Source organism: Nitrosomonas sp. Is24, from assembly GCF_033063335.1.
Classification (GTDB): Bacteria; Pseudomonadota; Gammaproteobacteria; order Burkholderiales; family Nitrosomonadaceae; genus Nitrosomonas.
The window spans coordinates 2,504,640-2,531,393 of the sequence record NZ_JAWJZG010000001.1 but is presented as its reverse complement, the minus strand read 5'-3'; the positions used below and the strand labels follow the sequence as shown (position 1 = coordinate 2,531,393).

Sequence of the window (26,754 nt, the reverse complement as noted above, 5' to 3'; positions counted from 1 at the left end):
CATCTTTTACGATTCAGAGAGCCGGGTGTGTTGGAGCGCAATCCCGCAAAATTCACAGAATCTCGCCATCCACATAAAACCACCGGCCATTTTCCCGCACGAAGCGGCTGATTTCGTGCAAGCGGTGCGCCCGGCCGTTGATTTTGTAACGTGCGGTAAATTCCACGATGGCCTGATCCGCAGCAGTTTGTTCATGCCGTTTGACGGTTAAGCTAAGCCAATGCTGCGCCGGTTGTCCGGTCAAATTCAGGGAGGCCGGGCGTGTATTGGAATGCCAGGTGGCCAGCAGATAGTCTTCACGCATCAATGTATAGGCGCTGTAGCGTGAGCGCATCAGGTTTTCCGCCGTGATGGCAATTTCGTTTTGATCCAGATAACGGCCGCAACAGCTGTTGTATGGCTTGCCGCTGCCGCACGGGCAGGATGATTCTTGTGTGCTTTTCATGCTGGTACTCAAGATGCTGAGTATGCGGAAATTAATTCCAGCTTTTGGCTGCGCGATAGGGATTTTATCGATAGCTCTCTTTTTGTCGCTTCTGCGCGGTTTTTATGGAATTCTTGGTGTACAAGCTGGAATGGCCCACGGCCTTGGGTGTAGCGCGCGCCTTTGCCTGCGTCGTGCGCTTTGACTCGGCGCGTCAGATTGGTTGTGATTCCGGTATACAGACTTCCATCGGCGCATCTTAGGATATAGACTGTCCAATGCATATCAATTTTCTTTGTTGATCGTTCAATCTCAAACATAAAGTAAAAAGCTTGTGGCCAAAGAAGAGGCCGTGCTCACTGATATTGGTTTTATGGTGTAATTTATCACAATCCTCATTTTGCTATCGTGTAAACAATGGATACCCCGCAACGCCGCATCGCGCATCTGGATATGGATGCTTTTTACGCCTCGGTCGAGCTGTTGCGTTATCCAGAATTGCGCGGCTTGCCGGTCGTGATCGGCGGAAGGGACGAGCACCAGCCGGTGCTGCAAGCCGATGGCAAACGGCATTTTTACCGTTTGCGCGATTATGCCGGGCGCGGTGTCATTACCACCGCTACGTATGAGGCGCGTGCGCTGGGTGTGCATTCCGCTATGGGGGTGATGAAGGCTGCACAGCTGGCGCCGGATGCGATTCTGCTGCCGGTTGATTTTCCTGTTTACCGGCATTATTCGCGTTTGTTCAAAAGCGCGGTTGCCGGTATTGCCGCGCAGATTGAAGATTCCGGTATCGATGAAATCTATATCGATTTGACCGGTCTGCCGGAAGATACGCTGCCGCTGGCGCGGCGGATTAAGCAGGCGGTGAAAGACGCGACCGGGCTTTCGTGTTCGATTGGTATCACGCCGAATAAACTGTTGGCAAAAATCTGCTCCGATCTGGAGAAGCCCGATGGTTTGACCATCCTGGCGTTTGATGACATCGCGGAGCGGATTTGGCCGCTGCCGGTGCGAAAAATCAACGGTATCGGCCCCAAAGCGGCCAGTAAGCTCGCGTCACTGGGTATCACGACGATTGCCGAATTGGCGCAGGCCGAACTGAGTTTGCTTCAGACTCACTTCGGGCGCAGTTACTCAGCCTGGTTGTATGAGGTGTCGCGCGGGATCGATCATCGTCCGGTGATTACGAATGCAGAGCCTAAGTCCATCAGCCGGGAAACCACGTTTGAGCGCGATCTGCACCCGCGCCAGGATCGCCCCGGCTTATCCGAGGCATTTACCGCATTGTGTGTGCAGGTTGCCGGTGATTTGAAACGCAAGGGCTATGCCGGGCGTACCATCAGTATCAAGCTGCGTTTCGAGGATTTTCGCACTATCACGCGCGATTTTTCTCTGCCTGGCTATACCAACGATCCGGTCCGGATACGCAGGGCTGCCGGGGAGTGTTTACGCCGGGTGCCGTTGCAGAAGAAGATCCGGTTATTGGGTGTGAAAGTCAGCGCGCTGTGCGCCGAGACTGCCGTGCCGGCGGCCGACGCTTCCCGTCAATGGGAATTGCCACTGGTGTTGTGATTTCATCGCAACGCGGTTGACGTTAATATTCGATAAAGGACAGGTAACTGGTTGTTATTGCTATTTTGATTTTTACCCGCTCTTATACACTGGCTGGAATGAGATCCATGGATTGAATACCCGCTGTTGTTCGTTGCCCATCACAAAAATTTAATAAGGAATTGATCAATGATTGATCGCACGAATCTGTACCGGATTGCGCCTTTTGCTGCCTATGTTTTTTTCATGATATTGGAAGATGTGTTGTTGAAGTTTGGCTGGCAAGTTGATGAATTGCGTCTGCTCTATGTGGTGAAAATCGCAGTCGTGGCCGGTTTGTTGTGGGTGATGCGAAGCGCTTACAGTGAATTGCGCTGGCCCAGCGGTGCAGGCTTCCGGATTTGGGGGGCTGCGCTGGTCGCCGGTATTGTGGTCTTTATCGCGTGGATTAATCTGACGGCCGATTGGATGGTGATGGGTGACGCGGTGGGATTTGATCCGCGCGATAACGGTGAAATCGACTGGTTTCTTGTGACAGTGCGAATCATCGGCGCAGCGCTGGTGGTTCCGGTGATGGAGGAGCTTTTCTGGCGGTCATTTCTGATGCGCTGGATTGAGCATCCCAATTTTCTGACCGTCAATCCGGCGCAGGTTGGAATTAAAGCCTTCGGCATCGCTGCTGCCTTATTTGCGCTCGCGCACAGCTTATGGCTGGCGGGGTTATTTGCCGGTATTGTTTACGGTCTGTTATACACGCGTAGCAGAACGCTGTGGTTGCCGATTCTCGCGCATGCGGTTACCAATGCGGTATTGGGTATATGGATCGTGCTGACAGGGAATTGGGGTTTCTGGTAGAGGGAAAACGATGGCGGGAATTCCTTCCCGCCATCGTTTAAATTACATTTTCAGGGTGTTCAACTATTTCCTGATAAATCAAGTGACGTAGCGCGAATACTTGATCCGGTTTGATGCCGGTATATTCAACGCCCGTGCAGATTATTTTCTGATTTTTCTTGGCGCTTTGCTTGGCGGATCTGATGGTCGCTTTGATGGATAAAGGTATTTCCCTGTCATGTAAAGCGATAGCAAAAGATAGCGTGACTTCCGAACCTAATGTTCCCAATGGCAGGCTTGACGTGATTCCGGCGCCGCAGATACTGAGATCCGTGATGCTGATCGGAATTGATTTCTCAGCAACTGTTGCGGGGAAATTGCATTTGATTCGGCGTGACTTCCGGATACTTTGACCTTGTATGTCTTTGGGGAAAGACAAGTGTAAGTATTTAAAAGGCACTCGAATAATCTTGTCGACAAAAACGGTAAATTTATACGCATATTGCCCGGTAATTAAGCGCACGTGAATTTGCTCACCTTCAATAAAAGGCTCGCCGATTAATTGATCGGATGCAGGCATGGAGACAATCAAAGTGCTGTCCGGCACATAGCCGATCATGGAAACCGCGCATGAGTTGTTTTCGCTGGCATTTTTTGAATAAGTGGCCAAAGTGAGATGCATTTTATGGCCTACTTTCAGATGCATATCTTCAAAGCCGGTTTTTTCCGGTGCTTGAGTAACGGGTTCCGTTTGTTCTGGATCTTGCTTTTCCATGCGGAAGACCGGTAATTCTTCCAGTTGTTTTAACTCATCTTCCGTCTTGAAAATGTAACCGCGCTTTTGTATGGGTTGACGACCCTGATCGAATAAATCCCACGGCAGCGGTTGGCCAACCATCAAGTCTGTTGTTTGTATGGGTATCAAATCCATAGTCGTTTGCTTAAAGTTAATCGTGAAATTTGCTCAACGGACTAGTCAATCGGATCACGGGACGCGAACCTGCATTTAAACTGTCAGTATCAGATTTGCTTTTAACGGAGCGGTTGTTTTAAAACTTTAACAGCGGTGGGTGTATTACAGGGTTAAGATATAGAATAAACGCAAGGATTTTGCCTACGGATTGTAGGAAAAATTAAATATTAAAGGTGTGTTCCCGCTAATACTCTGGTGATGAATCAAGTATCAGTGACGAAGGCGCACAACACAATTTTCCGTGTTATATTTTTTTCTAATCAGTCAAATATCCCGAAGGTTTGCGTTGACCCTTCAAGCAATTCGGTGTTAGAGTTCAATCCATGTGCTAGTTATGGTTTTTGTGGCTCTATTATGTGTTTATTTTTTATAGTCTTTTTTAAAGAGGGGGAAGAATGGCGTATAAAGCGATCGACAAAAAACAGATGACGCATGCTGTGGCAGGAGGGTTGTTGCTGCTTGGTATGAGTTCATCTGGTGTTCATGCAAACAGCGTGATGAGTACCGACAGTTTAAATAATAATCCTTTTGCCAAAGCAATTAAAAATAGCGGCATTGAATTTGGTGGCTGGGTGCAAGGTGGTGCAACGTTTAACCCAAGCCAGACACATGGTTTCATGGGACCGGTTACTTTCGCGGATCAAGCGAACAGGTTTCAATTGAATCAATTAAATTTCTTTATACAACGCGGGGTAAAAACAGAAGGCAAAGGTTGGGATTTTGGTTTCCGGGCTGATTTTATGTTCGGTACTGATGCTATTTTCACCCAAGCTTATGGTAATCCCGCTTTTGATGTGAATAACGGCAGGCCCTTGGCGGATAGGGGTAACTGGGACCTGGAGATATGCTGTAATTCCAGCCGTACGTATGGCATTGCAATTCCGCAAGCTTTTGCCGAGATATATGCGCCAGTTGGTAATGGCTTGAATATTAAAGTGGGCCATTTCTATACACCAATCGGGTATGAAACGGTTCCAGCACCCAATAACTTTTTCTATACCCATGCCTATACGATGCAGTACGGCGAGCCTTTCACGCATACCGGCGTATTGGGTAACTACAATGTGAATAAAAACGTCGTGGCGATGTTTGGTACTATCGGCGGTAGCGGAACAGGCGGCTGGGATGGTAATTTTGACAAACAGATGGAAAATTGGGGCGGGATCGGTGGTGTCACATGGAGCAGTGATGATCACAACACTTCTCTCAATGTCAGCGGTACCGGTAGTACGACTTCAACACGCAACAGCAGTTTTTGGGGAATGTACAGCATCGTCCTGAAACATAAATTCACAGACAAAACGCATCTGATTCTGCAACATGATCACGGTTTTGCGGATAACGTTATGTTATTTAATAACATATATTCCGGTGTTGTCAAGGATGCGGAATGGTACGGTGTTAATTCACACTTTTACTATGATGTGACGCCGGATGTATCGGTCGGTGTGCGGGCTGAATGGTTTCGTGACCGTGACGGCTTCCGTGTGTTTGCACCGGGCAGGGTGACCGCGGCAACCGATTACACGGGAAGAAGCTTTGCGAGTAACATCGGCTTGTTGGGTACCAGTACTCCCGCCGATTATTATGCAGTGACCCTCGGCGCGAACTGGAAAGCCGCTAAAACATTAAAAATCGGCTGGCAAGGATTGAAACAATTGAACATCCGTCCGAATATCCGTTATGACCGTGTGGATGCATTGCACGAATCGCTGCAAGCTTCGGCTTACCGGCCTTTTGGCGGCAACAAGGATCAGATCGTATTTTCACTGGATGCGATTTTGCCTTTCTAAGTTAATAGTTTGATACATGTGACGAGAGTTATGAAATATGAAACAAAAAAATGCGCCCTTGGGCGCATTTTTTTATTCTGCAGTGAATTGATACGATATTGCTGTATCAGGTACATTAGATTATCCATACCTTCCCAATACTCCGGCGACCCGGAATGACTGCATCGTAGGCTTCGGAGGATCTGTCGAAGAGCTCCGCTACGCCTTGAAGCGAAGTTCTTCATTGAGGAATTGCATTCTTACCGGTGGTGACGGCGATGCGAAAAATCAATCGTATCGAGTCCGGATTGATCGTGCGATTCCCGCCCGTAGTAGCCATAAAGCTCGGGAGATTTGAGTAGCGTATGCCGGATGCGTTTGAGGGAAGCGGGCGACTCTCTTGCCGTCAAGTTAGCAGCTGCAGGATCATCCGAATTGATGATTGCGTTGGCTACCGCCAATCCCAGCAATTGTCCCTGCAAGTTGTCAAAACCGAAATGAACCCCCAGATAAAGCCTGCTGGCGCCATTCTCCAGTTGTGCTTGCGAGAACGTCTTGACTGAGCGGCTGGTGATGTTGCCTGTACCGCTGTTAGTTCCGGTAAGCCAAGGGAGGGTGCCCAAACTGACAGCTCCTCCATCGGGTCTGATCTTATCGCCAAAGAATGCACGCAAGATTTCAAACGCTGCGGCGCCGGTTGCGCTGTGCCCGGAGGTGTTGGAAGGATGGGATGGGGTTGCAGCCAGCGGGCGCCAATCGCTATAGCCATTGGTTACCGTGCCATCCGTTCCGGCATTCAATGCCGTAATCGGCCGCCAAAATTTCTGCTCGTATTTGGAAGCGAATGCGGCAATGCGGGCATCGGCGACAGCGCTGTGCAGCAGTGCGAATAGTTTGGCGTTTTGGTCCAGTGTTAACCCTCTGGCTGTGGAGGCGATGTGCGCGGCTTCATTGACGAAGAGCTCGGCATCGATTTTGTAGTACAGGGCTTGCGCGGTCTGGTCGGCGCTGCGAACGCTGGATGTATCCTGGCCATAGGCTTGGACATAATCCAGCTCCAGCTCATATTCCTGGCTGCCAACTTCGGGAGAAATGGGTACCAGCGCCACCAATCTGGCTTTCTCCGAGTTACTCAGGCTGAATGGCGTGACATCCCGCCAGTTCAGATCGATGGCCGGTCTGCCTTGGATCACGCCGCTGGCATCAAACCCGGTTGGCGCGCCGGTGCTGGGATTGGTAACTCCGGCTCCGGCATTGCTTTGACGCCACAGGCCGATGCCGGGATTGGTTGTTGGCGATAGCGCGGCGCCATAAGTTGTGGCTGGACTGGCATTGTCAAGCTGCCGCGCGGCAATAGCGGCGGCTGCCGCCTCTTTGCCCGCCTGGATACCCGGATCTGATGCTGTTACGCCCAAAGCGGCCAAATCAGCGGCGAGCTGTGTATCCAGCCAGATTCTGGTCGGTCCCCAAGCATCTGCCGCAGGGAGCTGACTCACGATCACATCGTGCGCGGCTTGCGCTGCTGCGGCTTGAGCGGAACCGGCATTGCTCTGATGGTAATAGTAATAACCGCTGCTGAAGTGGTTGATGGAATTTACCGCATCGAATACTGCGCGCGCCGCAATAGCGGAGATGCGGGTGGACAGATTGGAATTCAGCGTGACACCGCTGCCGGTGGTGCCATCAAAACCTTTGGTGGCTTTGGCGATATGCTGATTCCAGTCGGTAATTACATCAGCGTGCGCTGGAGGTGCGGATAAAATAATGGTTGCAGCAAGGGTGATAATGGCATGCGGCAATGAGAATAAATGGATTGAGATTTTCATGATGCCCTCTAAAATTAAATAGAGATGTGTCCGTCCGGCTATCCATTGGGAATGGTTTGCGTGTTCCAAGGTTTTGCTCAATAGCGACGATAAGCTAGTCAGTGTTCCAATCTCAGCCAATATAGCGGTTTCTGTAATCTTCTTCATGCGCTCTCCTGCATTTAATTGATTGATGAGTTAAGAGATTTCAATGGCATACCGGAGAAAACGCACGATCACCTTACAGGTTGTTGAGAAACTAACTGTGCCGCCGCTACCCTGTGAAGAATAGGTTTAATGCTGGTTTGAATGCGTTTTCAAACGATCTGTCAGATCAGATGCGAACTCCGATGGCTGCTTACTTTATCGATCGTTATTTATAATGACAAACAATATTAATTCATCTATCTATAATAATTATGTATATAGGAGTGATTGACATTGCCGCTTGAAGAGACGGGAGTAAGGCCAACATGGATTTGGGCTGTTGCCGGTGCATTCAATCTGCGGCAACTTAATGGATGAGGGAGATAGTGTTTGCGGGAGATGAAAGATAAGGCGTTATTTCTTTGAATTGGAGTGGACTAAAGACGGGCTGATCGAATAAAAAGCTAGTTTCATTCCAATCCAAGAACTGGATTAAATTCTGTAGCATCCGGCTGGCTGTATTGCCGCACTGTGTGCAATAGATTATCCATATCGGCTGGCACCTCAGCTTCCCATGTCAGCATTTGTTGTGTTTGCGGGTGAGTGAGCGCCAGTTTCTGAGCATGCAGCGCCTGCCGGGGGAAATCAGCTAATCGTTGTCCGATGGCTTGCTGGATATTCTTGGGATGGCCGCCGTAAACAGGATCGCCCGCCAGCGGGTGCCCGATGGAGTGCATATGCACCCGTATTTGATGTGTGCGGCCCGTTTCAAGACTGCATTGAAGCAAAGTGCACCCGGAAAAATTCTCGAGCACCTGATAATGCGTAACTGCCGGTTTTCCTGTGTGGGTTACCGCCATTTTCGTGCGGTGAACGGGGTGGCGTCCGACCGGCGCATCGACACTACCCGATTGTGTCATTTCACCTAAAACCAGCGCCAGATAATCGCGTTTCACCGTGCGTTGCTGCAACTGGCGCACCAAGTTTGTTTGCGCTTCGAGCGTTTTGGCCACGACCAATAGTCCACTGGTGTCTTTGTCCAAACGATGAACGATACCGGCCCGCGGTACGTTTTCCAATTGCGGCGCGTGGTACAGCAAGGCATTCAGCAAAGTGCCCTGCCAGTTGCCATTGCCCGGATGGGTAACGAGACCGGCGGGCTTGTTAACGACGATAAGCGCTTCATCTTCGTACACAATGGTCAAGCTGATCGCTTCCGCCGTGTACACCGATTCCGCAGCGCTGTCCTGAGGCAAGATCCTGATATGTTCATTCCCCCACACTTTCTGTTTTACACTGGCTTTCACACCGTCCAGCGTGACCCTGTCCTCGCTAATCCAAGTTTGCAACCGGCTGCGCGACCAATCGGGCAGCAGCTTCGCCAACGCTTGATCAAGTCGTAAGCCGGCGTAATCTGCGGGAATCGTTAATTCAATGGCAGGCGTGGTAAGTTCATTGCGTGCTTGCGCTGGCGGCTTTACGCTATAATCTCCGGCTGCATCTTTGTTTTTTATGGAATTCGTCATGTTACGTAGTTTAGCTTTTATTCTGTTGTTAACGTTATCCGCGTGCAAATTATTGCAGGATCGCACGGAAGATCAGCAGGATTGGTCGGCCAATAGGTTTTATTCGGAGGCGAAAGAAAAACTTAATGAGGGCAATTATACTGCGGCTATCAAGCTGTATGAATCATTGGAAGCACGTTATCCCTACGGCCGGATTGCACAGCAGGCGCAGCTTGAAATTGCTTATGCGCATTATAAAAACGAAGAGCATGCTTCCGCGATCGCAGCAACGGACCGGTTTATCAAATTGCATCCGAATCATCAGAATGTAGATTATGCTTATTATATTAAGGCATTATCAAACTTTAACGATAATTGGGGCATGATGGGGTTCTTGCTGAGAGGCCCGCTGAAGCAGGACATGAGCGAGCGCGATTCAAAAGCTTCGTACGAGTCGTTTGAGAATTTCAAGGAGCTGGTGACGCGTTATCCGGAGAGCAAATATGCGGCTGATTCCAGGCAGCGGATGGCGTATTTGCTGAATTCCATCGCCATGAGCGATATTCACGTCGCGCGTTACTATATGAAGCGCAAAGCCTATGTCGCCGCAGCCAACCGGGCGCAAAACGTGGTGAAGGAATATCCCCGCACACCGGCTACCGAAGAAGCCTTGTATATTATGATCAAAGCCTATGAAGCGCTGGGAATGTACGATTTGCGCGAGGATGCGGAACGCGTGATGCGAATCAATTTTCCGCAAAGTTACTTTTTGACCGAGTTGCCCGAAGTGGGCGGAAAAAACTGGTGGCAATTCTGGAGAAACTGACGCTGCCCGATCACACCTGGGTTATTTCCTGACCCACTTACAGATGAACGGCCAGCACATCGCATTGCGCGTGATAGAGAATGCCTGACGCCGTCGAACCCATCAGCACCGCCAATCCGTGCCGTCCGTGGGAACCGGCGACAATCAAATCGATCCGTTCTTGCGCGGCCAGCCGGATAATTTCCTGTTGCGGTTCACCCCAGATCAGCCAGCGCCGTTGCGCTGCAATACCGAGTTGATCGCTCATCCGGATTAATTTGTTTTTTTCCGCTTCCAGCAAATCATCCGATGAATCTTCATCGAGTGAAATCACCGTGCCATAGGGTGTGTCAGGCATGGGAATATTATCCAGCACATGAATGATGTGAAGCTGCGCATTAAACTGCTCTGCCAGCGATTGCGCTTTTTGTGCGACAGCCTGGCCATGATCGGAAAAATCGACAGCGAGCAAAATATTCTGATATTGATTCATGTTGAGTTCTTTTTGTTGAGTGGATGCAAAAGCGGCAATACGCATTCTAAAACAGGCAGGCACTTTATCATAGCTGTGCTCGTGAGAGCCGCAATGATACTGTGTTATCCGTCATCCTGCGGGCGCAGATAATAGGACAAAAAATCACTGACGCGCTGCTCGTATTCTCTGCCGGCATAGCTGTGCATATTGAAATGCCGCGCGCCGGGGACAATCCATAATTCCTTGGGAAATCTTGCCGCATCGAACAAGCGTTCGGTTTCCGTTTGCGTTGTGTGCACATCATGCGTCCCGGAAATGAACAATACGGGCGCGCTGAGGTTATTGATCCGCGTGATCGGACTCAGTGCATCCAGGGAAACATCCAAGTAGAATGATAGTTGCCACAGCATGAGCGGCAACAGGATCGAGCCATGATCGCCAAAATGCAGCTTTAACCGGTTATCAACCGCTTCTTCGATGGTGGGGTGAAGCGACTCCAGAATGACAGCGTCCAGTTTCAGATTCTGCTGCGCGAGCACAATCGCGGCCGCTCCCAGGGAAGCGCCGATCGCGCCAATCCGCTCGGACGGAAAGGTCTTGCGCAGAAAGGCGACGGACGCTTCGACATTTTCCGCTTCGCGCAAACCGAACGTAATGTGATCTCCGGCAGTTTCCCCATGCGCTTGCAGATCGATAAACAGCACACTGTATCCTTGATCCTTCAGAAATCGCGCCCGGCTCAGCATTTCCATCCGGTTGCTACGCATCGAATGCACCAGCAGCAGCACACCGCCACCGGGTTTTCCGCGAGCCAGCCAACCATGCACGGTGACTCCTTGTTGCGAGGGAATTTCCACGGACTCCACCGGAAAATCCGCTGACAGTGTACTCACTGCCGTGGGTGCCGGAGCGGTCAGAAGCGGGCCGAGGGAAAACAGCATGAGTGTGATGGCGGTGGTTGCGATGGTGATGAGCAGGATCCGGAAGCGAGTTGTGTGTTGCATAATTGCAAATGAGTGATAAGCGTTGTCGGGGAATGTTTGTTTATCTTCTAATCCAGCCAATATTGCTGAATAGGGCGTAATACCTGGAGTGCAGGGAATCGGGTAAAAACATTAATGAGTACTTTAACTGATGATAAACAAGCCCGGATAGAGATGATTTTGACATTTCACTTTCAGTTCTCTATATGATGCTAATGAAATTTAAAAGTAAATTAATTTAGTGATCGACTTTTAGGGGTTAGATTGTGAAATTGAATTTCCTTTTTTTGAATACACTGGCTGCAAAAGATATACAGATCGTAAGAAACGTTAACCCGCAATGGATGCTTTTGCTCTGACTGCCGCGGCAAGGCAGGTTTTATCACAGAGACATAAATCCTATGCATTAAACTGCAAAGCTTAGGCAGGATTGGATACCTTATCATGATTACTAAAGAGCACAAAGAATTTCAGGAAAGGATGCGTTTGGTGTTGGCTGCATTTGCGCAAGAGCTGCCGCACCGGATCAGTGAGATTGAGTCTCTATGGCAAAAGCTGCGGTCGGAATGGGATAGCAAAGCTTTGCAGGAAATGCATCGTTCCGTGCACCATTTGGTCAGCAATGGTAAAACGTTCGGTTACCCGGAACTGAGTGTTGAAGCACGTGCGCTGGAAAAAATCCTGAAAAGCATGTTGCAGGTTACGACTCCGGTAGACGATTCGCAATCGAGCCGGATTTTGCAGCAGATCGACGCCTTGAAGCGGATTTCTATCGAGCAGGAATCCAAGCAAGCACAGGATGCCGCTGCGACGGTTCATGACGAAAATGCATTGTTGCCGAACGCGCAAACATCCAGCCTGATATATGTCGTGGAAGCGGATGCCGAAGCCGCGCAGGAGCTTGCACTGCAACTGCGCTATTACGGTTACGAAGTGGAGGTATTCAACCACCTGGATAAATTCCGCGCCGCCGTGCAGCACAGGCCCGATGCCATTATCCTGATGGATGTTGAGTTTCCGGAAGATGAAATGGGCGGGATTCTGGTCATGGAACAGATTCAGAAAGAGCTGGCGCAACCGGCCCGGGTGATCTTTATCTCAACGCACGATGCGATGGCTTACCGGCTCGGTGCCGTGCGTGCCGGCGGCGTGGCGTATTTCACCAAGCCGATCAACTCCACCGAATTGATTGATCAACTCGATTTGATTACCGCCTCGCAAATTCAGGAGCCGTTCCGGGTATTGATTGTGGACGATAGTCAAACCATATTGGCGTACCACGCCACGATACTGGAACAAGCCGGGATGCTGGTGAAAACCGTGGGCGAACCGCTGAAGCTGCTGGGCGCATTGAACGATTTCAATCCCGATCTGATTCTGATGGATCTGTATATGCCAGGGTGTAACGGCGTTGAACTGGCGCGAGTCATCCGGCAAATCGATGGTTTTCTGAGCACCCCAATCGTATATCTTTCTTCGGAAAATGATTTCAATACACAAGCGGAAGCCATGAGCTTGTGCGGCGATGATTTTCTGGTCAAACCGATCGGGGCCGGGCATTTGGTTTCGGCCGTGACGACACGGGCGACGCGCGCGCGCTTTTTGCGTTCGATGATGATTCATGACGGTTTAACCGGTTTGCTCAATCACACCGCGATCAAGGAAGAATTGGCGCGCGAAGTGATACGATCCAGCCGTTTGAGCTCGCCGCTCTCGCTGGCGATGGTGGATATCGACTTCTTCAAGAAAGTGAATGACACCTACGGACACGCCGCAGGCGATCGTGTGCTCAAGAGCCTGGCGCGGCTACTGAAACAGCGTTTGCGCGAAACGGATATCGTCGGACGTTACGGCGGCGAGGAATTCGCCGTGATCATGAACGATACCGATGCGGCGTCGGCGGCCAAAGTGATTGATGAGATACGCACGGTTTTCTCGCGCTTGCTGCATCTGAGCCACGATGAAGAGTTTTCAGTCAACTTCAGCTGCGGGATTGCCGATCTCGCGCATTTTTCCGATGCCGTGAGCCTGAGCGAAGCAGCTGATAAAGCGCTTTATCAAGCGAAACAAAGAGGGCGCAACAAGGTGATCGTGAATGCCGGGGATTGAATCCGCGTAGTTACCGGTCATCGCTGCGGGTACGCAGCAAGCGGGGCGGATGGATATCCGTATCGAAAGCGAATTGCCGCTTACTGAAAGCGGCGCGGGATTGTGGATCGGAATCAATAGTTTCGATCGCTTCGATGACCGCAACGCGCGGCGCCAGACCGGCGCGATTAGCCACCTGAATGGCAAGCCCGGGGCGGGCGTTGAGCTCGATGATCATCGGCCCTTGATCCCTATCCAACACCAAGTCCGCACCCAAATAACCCAAACCAGTCATCTCATAACAAGCGGCAGCCAGCTGCAATAGCTTATCCCAATGCGGTACGGTCAATTCGGCAAAAGTCTTGCGTGTATCCGGGTGGTGCGTGACGGATTCGCCGTACTGCACCGCATGTAACGCCCGGCCTGTTCCGATGTCGATGCCAACGCCGACCGCGCCCTGATGCAGATTCGCCTTGCCATCGGAAGCGTGCGTGGTCAGCCGCAGCATAGACATGATGGGATAACCGCGCAACACGATGATGCGGATATCGGGAATACCTTCATAACTGTAATCGGAGAAAACCGGGTCAAGCTGGATCAGCGATTCGATCATCACGGTATCCGGTTTGCCGCCCAAGCTATGCAATCCGCTCAGAATATTCGATACATGCCGTTCGATGTCGGCCAGTTGTATCGCATCGCCGCTGGGTTTGAAGTAAAGATTATGGTCATGTTCGGTAATCACCAGAATACCTTTGCCGCCGCTGCCCTTGACCGGTTTGATGACAAACTGGCTGTATGGATGCAATATTTCCTTCAGCGACTTCACATCATGCTGATACTGCACGGTACCGAGCAATTTGGGCACGGTGACCCCGGCTTGCTGCGCCAGCAGTTTGGTTTTTAACTTGTCATCGACCAGCGGATATAAGTGGCGCGGATTATAGCGCGAGATCAAACCAAAATTTCTTTGGTTCATGCCGATAATGCCGAAACTCCGCAGCTTCTTAGCGCTTGCCAGCAACATTGCGTCGTTCCAGGGCGTGAAAACGGTACAGCTCGGATAAACGGTAACCGGTATATTGTCCAAGAATCAGGATCAGTGCCAGATTGACCAGCATCAGCTCGGGAAAATTAAAGGTTAAATATTCAATCGTGCGGTTGGTCATAAATAAATACGCAATCACCGCAGTCAACAAACTGCCGCCACCCTGGATGAAAACTTCCCGGGGGCCGTCTTCCTCCCACAGCACCGACATGCGCTCAATGGTCCAGGACAGAATGATCATCGGGAAGAAAGTCACGGTCATGGCCTGATCGAGGCCGAGTTTGTTACTGAGGATGCTGATACTCGCAATAATGGCGATGACCACAATGATCACCGCCGAGATGCGCGCGACAAACAATAAGTTCAGTCGCGACAAATAGGATCGGATCAGCAGCCCCGTGCCCACCACGGTGAGAAAAATGATGAGGCCGGTGAGCAATGTGGTCTGTATCAGCGCCAGTGCAATCAGGATCGGCATGAACGTGCCGGACGTGCGGAGACCGACCAGCAAGCGCATGATCACCACAATCAATGCGCCGATCGGCAACAGCAAAATCATTTTGAACGCATTCTGTTGCTCGATCGGCAAGCTGTAAATGGAAAAGTCGATGATGCCGGCTTGCTTGTTCATACTGTCGCGCACCACCAAATCCCGGGTGGAATGAATATTGCGGATAATGGAAAAGGATATCTGCGAGTTTTTACCGCCGACCACATCCAGCAGGGATTGGTCGCCACGTTGCCAGACCAGGAATTTTTTCGGTTTTCCGCTTTTTCCCGAGTTTTGGTTGAACAGCAACCATTCGTTACCGATATACACTTCCACAAAATTGGTCAGCGACTGTCTGCGGCGGCCATCTTCCAAGTACAAACCACGCACGATGCGCGCGCTGATGCCTTCCAACGCCAGCAAGTTGATGATCAGGTGGGTTTTGTAATCTTCACTGGACTGATCATTAATCAGCAAACTCAAGTTCTGGCTGGGTGCTTTGGAATTTAACGTCGTGATCAGTTCCCGGGTAAAAATTTCGGTGTTGGCGGATCTACTGCGCACCTGATCCAGCAATGTGGTTGCTGCGGTTTTAATGACTTCATCAAATTCCGGTTTCTCCGGTTCCGGGGGCAGGTCTGGCGTATCGGGTGGCTGGGTGAGCTGGCCGGTTTCGTACATACTCAGGCGATAATAAGCTGTCTGCAAGCCGGATGCCGCCCTTTTACTCCACTGCGCGCGGCGTCCCGACGGGGAAGTCAATTCGCTGAAGCTGTAATCGGAAGAGGCAAAATCTTCTTCCATAAAAACAGTATTGGGGGTTTCGGGTGGTAGCGCGAAGGAAACGATAACGGGATCGCCACGTGCAACAAAATCGATTCTGGCTTCGATGGTCCACACTGATTTTTTGTCATCCGGCGATAACGGAAACCCCAAAGCGAAATGCTTGTACAAGGTCAAGCCGATTCCCAATCCCAGGAGCAGGATGACTACAATATAGAGTCTTAATTTGGCATACATTATTTTGTCGTGGCGGCTGCGGGATTATCGGCTGTAACCGGAGCGGGTTTTTTACTGACATCGACAATGGCCAGGTCTTGCAGCAAGTTGCGTCCGATCAGCACCTGGTGCTTAAACCGGCTGCGATTTTCCAAGGTGAAGTTGATCTGCTCATCGATATCGGCCAGTATCACGCGCATTCTAACCACCGGGCGGCGTTGCGATTCCCGGTTTCCCAGCTCCTTGACGCGCGCGTAGCGGCGCAGACGCCGGGTGAGTTCTATTTTCTCCCCGGTTTGCGGGTGAATTAAATTGAATTTCACAAAGGGTTTTCCATCCCGCTCGAATTCGACAATGTCCAGTGCATTCAACGACGACGTTTGCGCGCCGGTATCGATGCGTGCGCTGAATTCAAGGCCCGGCGGATCAAGATGCACGATCTCTATACCACCCAGCACGGTTTTTGCGTCGATTTTCCCGGCGTCTTTCAGCGCGGCGGATGCTTCCGTATTCTCGCAAACGCATCCATCCGCTTTGGGAGCGCCGGCATTGTCATCGCCAGTGGAAGGTTTGTCCGTCTGATCTTTTTCCAGCGATTTTTTCAGCTCGACCAGTTCGGCGAACAACGTGACCAGCTCGGATTCCCGTGCATTGACGCGGGCTTCGCGCTCGGATAATGGATCGGACTGCGGATTGCAAGCGGAGAGCATGAAGCACACGAGCAGTAGGATTAAGCAATGGCCGGAAATTTTAGTGGAGTAGTATGAATGAGTGATTCTCATGACCGTGTTTTCTAATTCTTTGAGAGTATGGCATTACTGCCGGATAAATGGTACCCGTAAAATGGGCCGGTTGTGCCCGATGCTTCATCGCAATGTCCGCCAATAGGGCGATACAGCGGTTCATCCGGCAAGATAATTGTGTGCGTTGTTATTGTAGATGAATCGATAAGGTCTGGTTTTTGTACGTGCAGGCGTAGCGGTGAATTTCCAGGCAGTGCGACGTCACGGTAAATTGAAAGCTCCCTGTTTTTTCATTGCGGGTATCGAACTTGAATTCAAACAGCCCGTTCTGATCGCTCGGATAGGATTGATCGGCAGCTACCGATCCGTCCGAGCGGGTCAACTTAAAGTTGAGCAAAACATCGGGTGCCGGTTGTTCGTTGTAATCCACTCTGCCATGCAAAACAATGGTTTCTCCGATGGTGTACTGCGTCTTGGGATCGATCAGAATTGGCTGGGATATATGCGTTGCCCATGCCTGACCGGTGAATCCGGTTAAGACTATCAGCCATGCGGATAAAAGCAAAAAGGTTTTTTTTGAGATCATGATCAATGCGGTAACAAGTTGGAATTCATTAAGGGAGCGGAGCGGGAAGTCAATGCCGGTGCAGAAGGCTATTTCTTGGGCAGGAAAAGATCGGTAATAGTTCCTTCCGCTATCTCCGCGGCAAACAGCACGGTTTCCGAAAGTGTCGGATGCGGATGGATGGTTAGGCTGAGATCCTGCATGTCCGCACCCATTTCCAGCGCCAGCACCGTCTCGGCAATCAACTCACCGGCGTTGACACCGGTCATGCCAGCGCCGAGTATGCGGCGCGTGGTTTTATCCAGCAGCAGTTGCGTCAAGCCTTCTTCCCGCGCCATCGAGATCGCGCGGCCGCTGGCAGCCCACGGGAAGACGGCTTTTTCGTAATCGATACCTTGCTTGATCGCCTCTTTTTCGGTCAGGCCCATCCAAGCGATTTCAGGATCGGTGTAGGCGACCGACGGAATCGTGCGCGCGTCGAAGATGGCTTTGTGCCCGGCGATCACTTCGGCGGCCAGTTTGCCTTCGTGGCTGGCTTTATGCGCCAGCATCGGTTCGCCCACGATATCGCCGATAGCGAAAATATGCGGCACGTTCGTGCGCATTTGCGGATCGACCAGGATAAAACCACGTTCGTTGACCTGAATGCCGATTGCTTCGGCGCCGATCTCGCGTCCATTCGGACGGCGTCCAACCGCCATCAGAATGCGGTCGTACGTTTGCGGTTGCGGTGCGTTGTCACCGTCGAAGGTGGCGGTCAATCCGGCTTCGGTAGCTTCTATTTTCGTGACTTTGGTTTTCAGATAGATCGCTTCGTAGCGTTTGCCGATGCGGCGCTGCAGCGGTTTGACCAGGTCTGCATCGGCGCCCGGAATCAATTGATCCATCCATTCCACCACGCTGACTTTACTACCCAGTGCGGCATAAACCGTGGCCATTTCCAGGCCGATAATGCCGCCGCCGATGATCAGCATGCGTTGCGGCACATCGCTCAGCGCCAGCGCGCCGGTAGAATCGATCAGACGCGGATCGTCGTACGGAAAACCGGGAATGCGCGTGACGCTGGAACCGGCGGCGATAATGCAGTGCTCGAACGAAACCGTTTTCAATCCTTCCGCCGTTTCGACTTGAATGCTGTGTGCGGTGGCAAATTTTCCGCTGCCGTGCACGACTTCGACCTTGCGCTGTTTGGCAAGCGCTTTCAATCCTTTGGTCAGTTTACCGATGGCCGATTCTTTCCAGCCGCGCAGCTTATCGAGGTCGATCTGCGGTTTGCCGAATACAATCCCATGCGACGCCACTTCTTCCGCTTCGGTGATCACTTTGGCCGCGTGCAGCAACGCTTTCGACGGAATGCAGCCGACATTCAGGCACACGCCGCCGAGCGACGGATAGCGTTCGATCAGAATGACTTTCTTGCCCAGATCGGCCGCGCGGAAAGCGGCGGTATAGCCGCCGGGACCCGCGCCCAATACCACGACATCCGCGTGCATATCGCCCGGAACGATGGATTGCGAAGATGCGGCGGGTGCTGGCGCAGCTGGTTGAGCAGGTGCTTGTTCGTGTTCTTGAGTAGTTACTTCCGGGTGCACCGGTGCGGCAGATTGCTCCGTGACTGCCAGAGTGAGAATGACGGTGCCTTCCGACACTTTATCGCCGACCTTAACCTTGAGATCTTGCACCACCCCGGCTTGCGGCGCGGGTACTTCCAGCGAAGCTTTGTCGGTTTCCAGCGTGATCAGCGAAGTTTCCTTCTCAACCTTATCGCCGGGTGCAACGAGCACTTCGATGACCGGAATATCCTTGAAATCGCCGATATCGGGAATTTTTATTTCAACAGTTTGCGTCATAACACCCTGGTTGATAAGTGAGTGCCATGCACTCGATTTGATGCGAAAAAGTGCGTGTGCGGCGGATTATTGCCGCAATTGGCCGTCGCCCAGCACGATAAATTTCTGGCTGGTCAATCCTTCCAGACCGACCGGGCCGCGCGCGTGGATTTTGTCGGTCGAAATGCCGATCTCGGCACCCAGGCCGTACTCAAAGCCGTCGGCAAAACGCGTGGTGGTGTTGACCATCACCGAACTGGAATCGACTTCGCGCAGGAAACGGCGTGCGCGCGTGTAGTTTTCCGTGACAATCGCGTCGGTGTGTTGCGAGCCGTACTTCGTGATGTGATCGATCGCTTGATCCAATCCATCGACAACGCGGATGCTGAGAATCGGTGCGAGATATTCCTCGTACCAATCCTGTTCCGTGGCTTCCTTGATTTGCGGAATGATGCCGCGTGCTGCCGCGTCGCCGCGCAGTTCAACGTTTTTATCGAAGTAAATCTTGCTCAGCGCGGGCAGAATTTTCTGTGCAATGCCGACATGGATCAGCAACGTTTCCATGGTGTTGCAGGTGCCATAGCGCTGCGTTTTGGCGTTGTCGGCAATGTGGATCGCTTTGTCGAAATCCGCCTGATCGTCGATGTACACATGACAGACGCCATCCAGATGCTTGATCACGGGAATGCGCGCTTCGTTGGCGATGCGCTCGATCAACCCCTTGCCGCCGCGCGGCACGATCACGTCGACATAATCCTTCATCGTGATCAGCTCGCCCACCGCGGCGCGGTCGGTGGTTTCAATCACTTGCACCGCACTTTCCGGCAAACCGGCCACGCGCAAACCTTCCTTGACGCACGCGGCAATCGCCTGATTGCTGTGAATCGCTTCCGAACCGCCGCGCAGAATCGCCGCATTGCCCGCTTTCAGGCATAAACCGGCGGCATCGGCGGTCACATTCGGGCGCGCCTCGTAAATAATGCCGATCACACCCAAAGGCACGCGCATTTTGCCGACCTGAATGCCGGACGGACGGTAATTCAACCCGCTGATCTCGCCCACCGGATCGGCCAGTGCGGCGATCTGCAGCAAGCCTTCCGCCATCGTTGCCACGCCTTTGGCCGACAACGTCAAACGGTCGATCATCGACGCCTCCAAGCCCTTGGCGCGCGCATTGTCCAGATCCTTGGCGTTGGCTGCCAGCAAGAGCGCTTCGTCGCGCCGGATAGCATCCGCCATCGCCGTCAGCGCGCGATTCTTCGCCGCTGTATCCGCTTTGGCAACCAGCCGTGACGCTGCACGCGCTTCCTGCCCGACGGATTGCATGTAACTTTTGATATCTGTGGTATTCATGGATTTCGTTTTGATAAGGATATGAATTTCCGGGTTGTGGGGCATTATAGTACAAGATGGAAGCGATAGGATAAGCGGCAACGGCCGTGGCGATTCACAAAAGCCGGAGGGGTGCGGTTATTCGTAGTGCGTCCACAGGCGCAGGATTTTTACGATTTTTTCTTGTTCGAGAATTTGATAGACCAATCGGTGCTGGATGTTGATGCGCCGCGAGTAGGCACCGGATAAATCACCCACTAATTTTTCATACGGCGGGGGATTTTGATACGGATTTTGCCGGATAATGTCGAGCAGTGCCTGCGCTGTTTGCTTTAAACCGGCGGATGATAGCTTCTTTGCATCTTTTCTGGCTTGGCTGGTGTAAACGAGCGACCACATCACCAATCCAAGTCTTTGCTGCATTGATTGACGCCGGTAGCGAGTCCCTCAATAATCGACTCACGCATGCCGGGAATCGATAACAAATACAGCGTCTCATTGATCGCATTCCAATCTTCCTCGGACAGCAGCACGGCGTTGGCTCGTTTTCCTTTGATCATGATCGGCTGGTGAGTCTGAGCCGTTTCGTCAATCAAACTGTACAGTTTTGCTCTGGCTTCCGTGGCGTTGAGTATGGTCATAGTCACCTCCAAAAAAATAGAAGCGTACGCTGTGGCGTACGTGGTGTCAAAGAGAAAAGTAATCACCCGGAAATGGTGCGATTGATTGGAACAATTCACGGCGCAACTCCAATTGCGCGCTATCGGGCTCCGTGCTTCATTCAGTCCCGATTCAGACAGATCGCATTACAGTGACCCCAGCGGCAATTTGTGCGGGAAGTACGACTGAAAGGAGAAGTAAAATGAGCATCACAAGAATCGAACCATTCTTTCGCAAACAAGGCGAGCCGGGCGTTCACATTCAATCCTGGTTGATCCTTGTGCTGGCCGTTATGCTGCTTTCCGGCTGTAAAACCGTGCCCATCCAGGATAGGAATTTTGCCGGAAACGGCGGTTTCTGGGAGCAAGACGAGAATATGGGATTCCGCCTTCATCGCAACGCCGGAGCGAGCGATGCCGTCATCGGAACGCTCTACGCATCGGGCAAAAACGTGCTGTTGAATGGCGAGCAAGTAAAAGTTTCCGCACCGGTAAAGAACAATTCGTTTGTAAGCTCGGGTATGCAAAGCGGTGCCCGTATTGAATTCAAAGCGTCGGATTCAACCTGCTCGATACGCGTCGACCAGTTCAATGCCGGCAAAGCGTACGCGGACACATCGAGTTGCCTGCACGACATCGAGACACTGCATGCCAGAATTCAAGCCAGAAACGCCGTGCTGCAAATCAGCGTGTCGCAACAACAAACTGACATCATGGTGCTCAGCGGCACGATTGAAGTGATGACGCGGGAGGATACGGGGCAATTCGTGGTTGTCCGGGCGGATCAGAAAATTACCGTCACGCCGGATGCCATCGGCCAACCCCATGCACTGGCCCCGGATGAAATCTGGCAACGCATGCGCTGGCGCGAGGATTTTCAGCTCTATAAAACCGTTGTGGATTGGAGAAAAGTGGTGGCGGGTGTTGTCATTGTTGGTCTTGTCGCCGTTGCGATATTATTTGGTAAAGGTCGTGGAGGGGGGCATAGCCATGGTTTTCCTAGGTATCGGTAGATGGCGATCATTTGCCTTATATTCAGTGTATTTCCATGTTCTTTGTTCGTGGTCTGTCCTCTTTGTTTCTGGTCGCAGGCGGTGAATTCAATTGTTGTAGTGCAAATTGTAGGCTCTGACCTCAAAATGAAATTTTTGCTATCCTCCAGAACTACTGGTTAGCGCTTTCATTGAAGAGATCACCCTGCGACTCGGCTAGTTTTTTAGCATGACGGTATTTCTTGCCCTGCAATGTTTCTATAGTGTGGTCGCCGTCAATTTTTTCTATTACTGTTGTAACAGCGTAATCTGTAATCCTGATCTCGCCGACTTCATCAATCTCTCGATGCATCACTAAAACACAAGTTATCTTTGTGCCATGCTGAAAAGAAATGTTTTCGAGTAAAACGGCATCACGAAATGCTGAATCTTGCATTTCGAAGCTGATGATTTTCTCATCGTAGACGCCCTTCCACTTGAATCGCCCCTCTTTGAGCACAGGGGAAACAATTTCGATAATCGCATTGTCATCTTCATTGGATCGGAGCTTATTAGTACTTAAGACAAATTTTGAGAAATCTGCTCGTGGAACAATAAGTTCATTGGAAATTGGGTGGAAATCGTCGTTCAATGCTGAGATTCCAATTTCTGTAACTTTAGGATATCTCTCAAGATGTGAATAAAAATTGGATTTTCGTTTTATAATTTTAAGACTTTTTCCAACGGTATCAGCTGCTTGTTTTATGGTCTCAGGATCGATTTGGCTTTCTCTTAGTTCTTTCTTGAGCTTCTCAATCTGCAATTTCTTTTCTTCGATACTAAGTTGATTTAGTTCCTTTTCTAGATCGGAGCTTTCACTATCGAAAAGTGGTATTGCGGCGATGATAATCTGTGCGATTAATGCCAATACTGTCAGACTATTGGCATTCTTTCCAAGGAATTTCCATATATCTCGGAATCCACCTTCTCGATAGGCTTCTGCTATTAAGTCGGCTTCGATATCAAGAAGGGATGCTGCCTCAATTAAGATTGCGAGGAGCTCTGCCTCACATTTGTTGCGCACAAGAGCATTAATCTCGTGACCGTGTTCATTGAAGTAATAGTGCAGTTCGAACCTATTAGCTTGATCCATTCTGTTTAGTTTCTCTCTTTGACTCTAACTAGAACTATGCTTTTATAATGACACAAAATATTACGTTAAAAGATTTCTACTGTGCGATTTCGTGTATTCCGTCACTAAGAAAAAATTCAAAATACCATCACATGATCTACTAAATACCTCCCATCCCGATGCACCAGCACCATTTCCGCGACAAATTCCCCGGGTGCTTGGGTGAAGTGTTGCTTCCATAAGATCGCCGCTGAATCCGGGCGGTGGAGGACGGCGATGGGGGGGCGGGTGGCGAAGTAGCCTTTCTCCGTTTGGTATTGCTGGCAGACGCATTGAAAATAGTCCGGGGTGACGATGGCTTTGAGCCGTCCGGTGAAATCGCAGACATGCCGGGCGTGATCGATTTGGGTGGACGCATCCATCAAGTTGTCCATGATCGGATCGGCGATCGCCAGAATCTGCTGTTCGCTCATGGTTTCAAAGTTCAGAGTCATGTCTTTCAACGCGAATGCCGGTTTTTTATTCCGCGATGCTGATACCTGAGCCACCCATTTCCTTCGGAACATCTTTCATCTTGGGTAGTCCGTCCACGATGCGCAGCACGGATTCCTGATAGTGCACGTGAATGGCCGGTTGAAATGAAAAATTCTGCAGGATGGGGGCAAATATATCGATGAGATTCCAGCCTGGATGCTCGGAATAAATGTGGCCGCCGCATGTTTTGCACCATTTGCGCGAACTTTGCGCTGTTTTGTTGTAGGTGCCGATGTTGTCCGCGCCGCGCGTAATTTGCAGCGCGGCGGGCTTCCATAGCGTAAAAGCATTGACCGGCCCGGCAGACCAATGCCGGCAGGATTCGCAATGGCAATAACCCATCGCATCCGGCTCACCGGTTACCGTAAACTCAACCGCGCCGCAAAAACAATTGCCTTTGTATACCTTTTGATTCATGAAATATCTCCTTGTGTAACTTGGAAGAACTACCGGACTGTTACCTACCTTCCTTGCTTGCCTTCAATATCAGACTGTTTCTTGTAGGCCTCATAAGAGGCGCTGGTACTCGACAAGCAGCGGGCGCGTTCCTGTTGATCCATGATTTTGCTGCACTCGTTGCGTTGCCACGATTGTCCGGTGGAGTAGAGCTGCTGTGCGGTGCAGCCGGTTGCCGTCACCACGGCGATGGCGGCAACGATAGCCAGAATGCGGGAGCTCATGCGGTGTGTTCGGGGCCGACGACGTTGATCATCCAGGCGATGCCGAAGCGGTCGGTGAGCATGCCGAAGCGCGGCGACCAGAAGGTTTTGGTCAGCGGCATTTGCACCTGGCCGCCGTCGCACAGCGCGGCAAAATAGCGGTCCGCTTCGGCTTCGGTGGTCACCGCAATCGACAGTGAGAAACCTTTGAATTGCGCCCCCACTTCGCAGCCATCCGAAGCCATCAGCACATTACCGGCGACGCGGAAACTGGCGTGCATGACCTTGTTTTCAAATCCCGGCGGCAGCATGCCGGGTGGCGTGGGATCGGGGCTTTCGCTGAAGCGCAACAGCATATCGACCTGCGCGCCCAAAGCGGCACGGTAGAATTCGAGCGCTTCTTCACAACGCCCGCCGAACATCAGATAAGGTTGAATTAAAGGGCTGGCCATGACGATTCCTCCTTGTGCTGAAAGTTACAAAGTTTTTAAATACTCAATGATGGCAAACGCGCCGTCCTTATCGTTCGACCAGTTGAGACGGTAGGTTTTCTTGCCTTCCACGATGTCCTTGTCGTGACCTTTGTTGCTCAGCGCGGGAACCGCATTGGTCTGGAACACATAACCTTCTTCTTTACCGCTTGTTTGTTGCGAGTTCCAGGAGAAACCGAGCAGTTTTTGGTCGTAATCGAGGCGGCTTTTGACAAAGCTGGCCGGGCGTTCGTCCGGTACCAGCAGGTGGTAAACCGTCGGTACCGTGCCGTTGTGCAAATACGGCGCTTGCGCCCACACGCCGCTCAATGGCCGCGCATTGTAGCCGTGGTGTTCGCTGTTGGGCGACATCAGCAAGTCTTTTTTACCGGCCAGCGAGACGCCGTCGAACTCGGCGCAAGGCTTGATGTCTTTGTTGTACAGCCGGATGGTGGTATCCGGGGAGCAGTTGTCGTACAACCCCTTACGCGCGGCGTAGTTCAGCACTGCACCGACCACGTAAGCCCGTTTCATGCTGGTGCCGAGGTTGTCGTACACTTTGCCGTTTTTCGGTTGATGGCAATCGGCGCAGTGTTCGGCGAATAAGTCCTGTCCCTTTTTAGCCAATGCAACATCGACCGCGAACGGATAAGGGCTGGCGGGTAAACCGTCGAGCAATTCCTCGGCAAATGCGGCCACGCGCACGTCGGTGTTTTCCAAGCCCAGCGTCAGCATGGCGACCAGGTTGCGGTAGATCGGCATCGGTATATTGCCGTTCCATTGCCCGCCGCCGTTGATCAGGCGTTTGTGGCTTTCATCCCAGCTGGCGAGGCGTTTGTCTTGTTCCCACACTGACATGAAATCGGTAATGCCCGGCTCCGGCGGCAGAACGATACCGGCAAACCATTTCAATATAGGGGTGCTGCGCAAGCCGATATAGCCATTGATCGCGCTCAAGCCGGTGGCGTCGGCCATGCCGGGGAATCCGGCGATCATCGCGGATTCAAGACCGGGGTAGTTTTTGGCGACCAGAGCGCCAAAGCCTTCGTATTCGGCTTCGACGCGTTGCGCGTATTTTTTCACCGTTTGCCCGGCGGTTTTCTTGAACAGCGCGATCTGCGCTGCTTCGTAATCCGCGTCAAAGTTTCTGCCCGCGGACTGGTAATTGTTGTAAAAATAATTTGGGTTTTGCTGGTGCGTGGCATCCAATGCGTCCAGCAGCTTCTGCGTTAGCACTGCGTAGCGCTCATCGCCGGTTTTGCCTGCATAGGCTTTTTGCAGCGTTTGATAGGCTTTGACGCGGAACTGCACAATGTTGAACGAACCGTTCACCCCGCCGTCGAGGTAATCCATTTGCCCGTTTTCCAGCCGCACGCGGCCAATGTGGCAAGCGCCGCAAGTAAACGAAGCGTAGTCGATGTTGCCTTGCGCTTCGGCTCGCGATAAGCCGCTGAAACCGATTCCGCGCGCGACCGGGAAGGTTTTTTGCCGCTCGTCGATGAACAAGCCGACCGCGTCGAGAAAGTTGTCTTCGCTGCCCCACAGTTCCGGCGCGAGTTTCGGCAGCAGTTTCAAAACGAGATAGGGAATGCCGTCGGCTTCGCTGAAGGCAAAATTGCCGAACCAGTCGTAAGCGACCTGATGCGACTGGAGATAATCCGCTTTTTTCTGCACTATTTTGGCTTGCGCCTGCGGCCAATCATCCGGCACCGGGCTGACATAGGCCGGAGGAGAAGGGGCTTCCAGCGGATGCGAACTACAAGCAGCGAGGGTAATGGCGGATAGGGCAAACAGAACAGCGATCCGGGTTTTCATGGACATTCCTTATCGTGAAGTTGAATAGAAGGCTCCAGGCTGTGCGGCATTTCTCAGCGCGGGCCCGTTGCGGCTTGGCTTTGATGGCGCATCGGGAGCGGATTAACCGGTTTTTTGATTTTATCCTGTGTATATGTGCGTTA

At 51.6% G+C, this 26,754-nt stretch carries 27 protein-coding genes; 6 read left to right on the top strand and 21 right to left on the bottom strand.

What is annotated here, in order from left to right:
- Window positions 1–52: 52 nt before the first annotated feature.
- Window positions 53–445, bottom strand: a complete 393-nt coding sequence (locus tag R2103_RS11655) for a YchJ family protein (protein WP_317531566.1) — start codon at window positions 443–445, stop codon at window positions 53–55.
- 8 nt (window positions 446–453) lie between these two features.
- Window positions 454–708, bottom strand: a complete 255-nt coding sequence (locus R2103_RS11650) for a GIY-YIG nuclease family protein (protein WP_317532090.1) — start codon at window positions 706–708, stop codon at window positions 454–456.
- A gap of 133 nt (window positions 709–841) precedes the next feature.
- On the opposite strand from R2103_RS11650, the gene dinB reads away from it, so the two are divergent.
- Together dinB and R2103_RS11640 are read left to right on the top strand one after the other, a co-directional pair.
- The gene (gene dinB / locus R2103_RS11645) at window positions 842–1,999 is read left to right on the top strand and encodes a DNA polymerase IV (protein ID WP_317531565.1); all 1,158 of its coding nucleotides are present in this window, start codon (window positions 842–844) and stop codon (window positions 1,997–1,999) included.
- Between the two features lie 168 nt (window positions 2,000–2,167).
- On the top strand, window positions 2,168–2,833 hold the full coding sequence (locus R2103_RS11640) for a CAAX prenyl protease-related protein (RefSeq protein WP_317531564.1): 666 nt from the start codon (window positions 2,168–2,170) through the stop codon (window positions 2,831–2,833).
- A gap of 37 nt (window positions 2,834–2,870) precedes the next feature.
- Here the strand turns inward: R2103_RS11640 and R2103_RS11635 are convergent, their stop codons facing one another.
- Complete coding sequence (locus R2103_RS11635) at window positions 2,871–3,743, bottom strand: flagellar brake protein (RefSeq protein WP_317531563.1); 873 nt, start codon at window positions 3,741–3,743, stop codon at window positions 2,871–2,873.
- Between the two features lie 437 nt (window positions 3,744–4,180).
- On the opposite strand from R2103_RS11635, the gene R2103_RS11630 reads away from it, so the two are divergent.
- A complete protein-coding gene (locus tag R2103_RS11630) occupies window positions 4,181–5,578 on the top strand; it encodes a porin (protein ID WP_317531562.1) in 1,398 nt (465 codons plus the stop codon).
- A 239-nt stretch (window positions 5,579–5,817) separates the two neighbouring features.
- Here the strand turns inward: R2103_RS11630 and R2103_RS11625 are convergent, their stop codons facing one another.
- Complete coding sequence (locus R2103_RS11625; RefSeq protein WP_317531561.1) at window positions 5,818–7,530, bottom strand: vanadium-dependent haloperoxidase; 1,713 nt, start codon at window positions 7,528–7,530, stop codon at window positions 5,818–5,820.
- Window positions 7,531–7,979: 449 nt separating this feature from the next.
- Window positions 7,980–9,035 carry a 23S rRNA pseudouridine(1911/1915/1917) synthase RluD gene (gene rluD, locus R2103_RS11620; protein WP_317531560.1) on the bottom strand — a complete coding sequence of 352 codons (1,056 nt, stop codon included), beginning with the start codon at window positions 9,033–9,035 and terminating at the stop codon, window positions 7,980–7,982.
- Here rluD and R2103_RS11615 point away from each other — a divergent pair.
- Window positions 9,034–9,840, top strand: a complete 807-nt coding sequence (locus tag R2103_RS11615; RefSeq protein ID WP_317531559.1) for an outer membrane protein assembly factor BamD — start codon at window positions 9,034–9,036, stop codon at window positions 9,838–9,840. The two genes, rluD and R2103_RS11615, sit on opposite strands and share 2 nt — an antisense overlap.
- 37 nt (window positions 9,841–9,877) lie before the next feature.
- Here R2103_RS11615 and R2103_RS11610 read toward each other — a convergent pair whose 3' ends face one another.
- Window positions 9,878–10,312, bottom strand: coding sequence for a universal stress protein (locus tag R2103_RS11610; RefSeq protein WP_317531558.1), 435 nt, complete (start codon window positions 10,310–10,312; stop codon window positions 9,878–9,880).
- A 104-nt stretch (window positions 10,313–10,416) separates the two neighbouring features.
- Window positions 10,417–11,298 carry an alpha/beta hydrolase gene (locus R2103_RS11605; protein WP_317531557.1) on the bottom strand — a complete coding sequence of 294 codons (882 nt, stop codon included), beginning with the start codon at window positions 11,296–11,298 and terminating at the stop codon, window positions 10,417–10,419.
- Between the two features lie 423 nt (window positions 11,299–11,721).
- Here R2103_RS11605 and R2103_RS11600 point away from each other — a divergent pair, with 423 nt between their 5' ends.
- Window positions 11,722–13,386, top strand: coding sequence for a diguanylate cyclase (locus R2103_RS11600; RefSeq protein ID WP_317531556.1), 1,665 nt, complete (start codon window positions 11,722–11,724; stop codon window positions 13,384–13,386).
- 10 nt (window positions 13,387–13,396) lie between these two features.
- Here the strand turns inward: R2103_RS11600 and R2103_RS11595 are convergent, their stop codons facing one another.
- The 8 genes from R2103_RS11595 to R2103_RS11560 form a co-directional block, all read right to left on the bottom strand.
- The gene (locus R2103_RS11595) at window positions 13,397–14,392 is read right to left on the bottom strand and encodes an alpha-L-glutamate ligase-like protein (protein WP_317531555.1); all 996 of its coding nucleotides are present in this window, start codon (window positions 14,390–14,392) and stop codon (window positions 13,397–13,399) included.
- On the bottom strand, window positions 14,373–15,923 hold the full coding sequence (locus tag R2103_RS11590) for an inactive transglutaminase family protein (RefSeq protein WP_317531554.1): 1,551 nt from the start codon (window positions 15,921–15,923) through the stop codon (window positions 14,373–14,375). Before R2103_RS11590 ends, R2103_RS11595 begins: the two co-directional genes overlap by 20 nt.
- Window positions 15,923–16,612, bottom strand: a complete 690-nt coding sequence (locus R2103_RS11585; RefSeq protein ID WP_317531553.1) for an ATP-dependent zinc protease — start codon at window positions 16,610–16,612, stop codon at window positions 15,923–15,925. Before R2103_RS11585 ends, R2103_RS11590 begins: the two co-directional genes overlap by 1 nt.
- A gap of 220 nt (window positions 16,613–16,832) precedes the next feature.
- Complete coding sequence (locus R2103_RS11580) at window positions 16,833–17,231, bottom strand: hypothetical protein (protein ID WP_317531552.1); 399 nt, start codon at window positions 17,229–17,231, stop codon at window positions 16,833–16,835.
- Window positions 17,232–17,299: 68 nt separating this feature from the next.
- Window positions 17,300–19,060 carry a dihydrolipoyl dehydrogenase gene (gene lpdA, locus R2103_RS11575; RefSeq protein WP_317531551.1) on the bottom strand — a complete coding sequence of 587 codons (1,761 nt, stop codon included), beginning with the start codon at window positions 19,058–19,060 and terminating at the stop codon, window positions 17,300–17,302.
- Window positions 19,061–19,126: 66 nt separating this feature from the next.
- On the bottom strand, window positions 19,127–20,392 hold the full coding sequence (locus tag R2103_RS11570; RefSeq protein WP_317531550.1) for a glutamate-5-semialdehyde dehydrogenase: 1,266 nt from the start codon (window positions 20,390–20,392) through the stop codon (window positions 19,127–19,129).
- Between the two features lie 117 nt (window positions 20,393–20,509).
- Window positions 20,510–20,794, bottom strand: a complete 285-nt coding sequence (locus R2103_RS11565) for a Txe/YoeB family addiction module toxin (RefSeq protein ID WP_317531549.1) — start codon at window positions 20,792–20,794, stop codon at window positions 20,510–20,512.
- Window positions 20,770–21,012: a type II toxin-antitoxin system Phd/YefM family antitoxin gene (locus R2103_RS11560; protein ID WP_317531548.1), complete on the bottom strand. Its 243-nt coding sequence runs from the start codon at window positions 21,010–21,012 to the stop codon at window positions 20,770–20,772. Before R2103_RS11560 ends, R2103_RS11565 begins: the two co-directional genes overlap by 25 nt.
- A 221-nt stretch (window positions 21,013–21,233) precedes the next feature.
- Between R2103_RS11560 and R2103_RS11555 the strand changes: the two genes are divergently transcribed.
- Window positions 21,234–22,043 carry a hypothetical protein gene (locus tag R2103_RS11555; protein ID WP_317531547.1) on the top strand — a complete coding sequence of 270 codons (810 nt, stop codon included), beginning with the start codon at window positions 21,234–21,236 and terminating at the stop codon, window positions 22,041–22,043.
- 151 nt (window positions 22,044–22,194) lie between these two features.
- Here R2103_RS11555 and R2103_RS11550 read toward each other — a convergent pair whose 3' ends face one another.
- The 6 genes from R2103_RS11550 to R2103_RS11525 all read right to left on the bottom strand — a co-directional run bounded on the left by R2103_RS11550 (window position 22,195) and on the right by R2103_RS11525 (window position 26,611).
- Window positions 22,195–23,154, bottom strand: coding sequence for a hypothetical protein (locus R2103_RS11550; RefSeq protein ID WP_317531546.1), 960 nt, complete (start codon window positions 23,152–23,154; stop codon window positions 22,195–22,197).
- 116 nt (window positions 23,155–23,270) lie between these two features.
- Window positions 23,271–23,681, bottom strand: a complete 411-nt coding sequence (locus R2103_RS11545; protein WP_317531545.1) for a hypothetical protein — start codon at window positions 23,679–23,681, stop codon at window positions 23,271–23,273.
- Window positions 23,653–24,084 carry a GFA family protein gene (locus R2103_RS11540; protein WP_317531544.1) on the bottom strand — a complete coding sequence of 144 codons (432 nt, stop codon included), beginning with the start codon at window positions 24,082–24,084 and terminating at the stop codon, window positions 23,653–23,655. The genes R2103_RS11545 and R2103_RS11540 overlap by 29 nt, the downstream gene beginning before the upstream one ends.
- Before the next feature lie 44 nt (window positions 24,085–24,128).
- Window positions 24,129–24,347, bottom strand: a complete 219-nt coding sequence (locus R2103_RS11535; protein ID WP_317531543.1) for a hypothetical protein — start codon at window positions 24,345–24,347, stop codon at window positions 24,129–24,131.
- Window positions 24,344–24,778, bottom strand: a complete 435-nt coding sequence (locus R2103_RS11530; RefSeq protein ID WP_317531542.1) for a VOC family protein — start codon at window positions 24,776–24,778, stop codon at window positions 24,344–24,346. The genes R2103_RS11535 and R2103_RS11530 overlap by 4 nt, the downstream gene beginning before the upstream one ends.
- A 24-nt stretch (window positions 24,779–24,802) precedes the next feature.
- Window positions 24,803–26,611: a cytochrome C gene (locus tag R2103_RS11525; protein WP_317531541.1), complete on the bottom strand. Its 1,809-nt coding sequence runs from the start codon at window positions 26,609–26,611 to the stop codon at window positions 24,803–24,805.
- Between the last annotated feature and the right edge of the window lie 143 nt (window positions 26,612–26,754).

Coding starts and splice junctions, on each gene's coding strand:
- R2103_RS11565 (WP_317531549.1), bottom strand. CDS start 20,794: ATGCAGCAAAGACTTGGATTGGTGATGTGGTCGCTCGTTTACACCAGC.
- R2103_RS11615 (WP_317531559.1), top strand. CDS start 9,034: ATGTTACGTAGTTTAGCTTTTATTCTGTTGTTAACGTTATCCGCGTGC.
- dinB (WP_317531565.1), top strand. CDS start 842: ATGGATACCCCGCAACGCCGCATCGCGCATCTGGATATGGATGCTTTT.
- R2103_RS11535 (WP_317531543.1), bottom strand. CDS start 24,347: ATGAGCTCCCGCATTCTGGCTATCGTTGCCGCCATCGCCGTGGTGACG.
- R2103_RS11630 (WP_317531562.1), top strand. CDS start 4,181: ATGGCGTATAAAGCGATCGACAAAAAACAGATGACGCATGCTGTGGCA.
- R2103_RS11525 (WP_317531541.1), bottom strand. CDS start 26,611: ATGAAAACCCGGATCGCTGTTCTGTTTGCCCTATCCGCCATTACCCTC.
- R2103_RS11555 (WP_317531547.1), top strand. CDS start 21,234: ATGAGCATCACAAGAATCGAACCATTCTTTCGCAAACAAGGCGAGCCG.
- R2103_RS11585 (WP_317531553.1), bottom strand. CDS start 16,612: ATGCTCTCCGCTTGCAATCCGCAGTCCGATCCATTATCCGAGCGCGAA.
- R2103_RS11655 (WP_317531566.1), bottom strand. CDS start 445: ATGAAAAGCACACAAGAATCATCCTGCCCGTGCGGCAGCGGCAAGCCA.
- R2103_RS11610 (WP_317531558.1), bottom strand. CDS start 10,312: ATGAATCAATATCAGAATATTTTGCTCGCTGTCGATTTTTCCGATCAT.
- R2103_RS11625 (WP_317531561.1), bottom strand. CDS start 7,530: ATGAAGAAGATTACAGAAACCGCTATATTGGCTGAGATTGGAACACTG.
- R2103_RS11635 (WP_317531563.1), bottom strand. CDS start 3,743: ATGGATTTGATACCCATACAAACAACAGACTTGATGGTTGGCCAACCG.
- R2103_RS11540 (WP_317531544.1), bottom strand. CDS start 24,084: ATGAATCAAAAGGTATACAAAGGCAATTGTTTTTGCGGCGCGGTTGAG.
- lpdA (WP_317531551.1), bottom strand. CDS start 19,060: ATGACGCAAACTGTTGAAATAAAAATTCCCGATATCGGCGATTTCAAG.
- R2103_RS11650 (WP_317532090.1), bottom strand. CDS start 708: ATGCATTGGACAGTCTATATCCTAAGATGCGCCGATGGAAGTCTGTAT.
- R2103_RS11570 (WP_317531550.1), bottom strand. CDS start 20,392: ATGAATACCACAGATATCAAAAGTTACATGCAATCCGTCGGGCAGGAA.
- R2103_RS11595 (WP_317531555.1), bottom strand. CDS start 14,392: ATGTTGCTGGCAAGCGCTAAGAAGCTGCGGAGTTTCGGCATTATCGGC.
- R2103_RS11590 (WP_317531554.1), bottom strand. CDS start 15,923: ATGTATGCCAAATTAAGACTCTATATTGTAGTCATCCTGCTCCTGGGA.
- R2103_RS11600 (WP_317531556.1), top strand. CDS start 11,722: ATGATTACTAAAGAGCACAAAGAATTTCAGGAAAGGATGCGTTTGGTG.
- R2103_RS11605 (WP_317531557.1), bottom strand. CDS start 11,298: ATGCAACACACAACTCGCTTCCGGATCCTGCTCATCACCATCGCAACC.
- R2103_RS11560 (WP_317531548.1), bottom strand. CDS start 21,012: ATGACCATACTCAACGCCACGGAAGCCAGAGCAAAACTGTACAGTTTG.
- R2103_RS11640 (WP_317531564.1), top strand. CDS start 2,168: ATGATTGATCGCACGAATCTGTACCGGATTGCGCCTTTTGCTGCCTAT.
- R2103_RS11550 (WP_317531546.1), bottom strand. CDS start 23,154: ATGGATCAAGCTAATAGGTTCGAACTGCACTATTACTTCAATGAACAC.
- R2103_RS11530 (WP_317531542.1), bottom strand. CDS start 24,778: ATGGCCAGCCCTTTAATTCAACCTTATCTGATGTTCGGCGGGCGTTGT.
- R2103_RS11580 (WP_317531552.1), bottom strand. CDS start 17,231: ATGATCTCAAAAAAAACCTTTTTGCTTTTATCCGCATGGCTGATAGTC.
- rluD (WP_317531560.1), bottom strand. CDS start 9,035: ATGACGAATTCCATAAAAAACAAAGATGCAGCCGGAGATTATAGCGTA.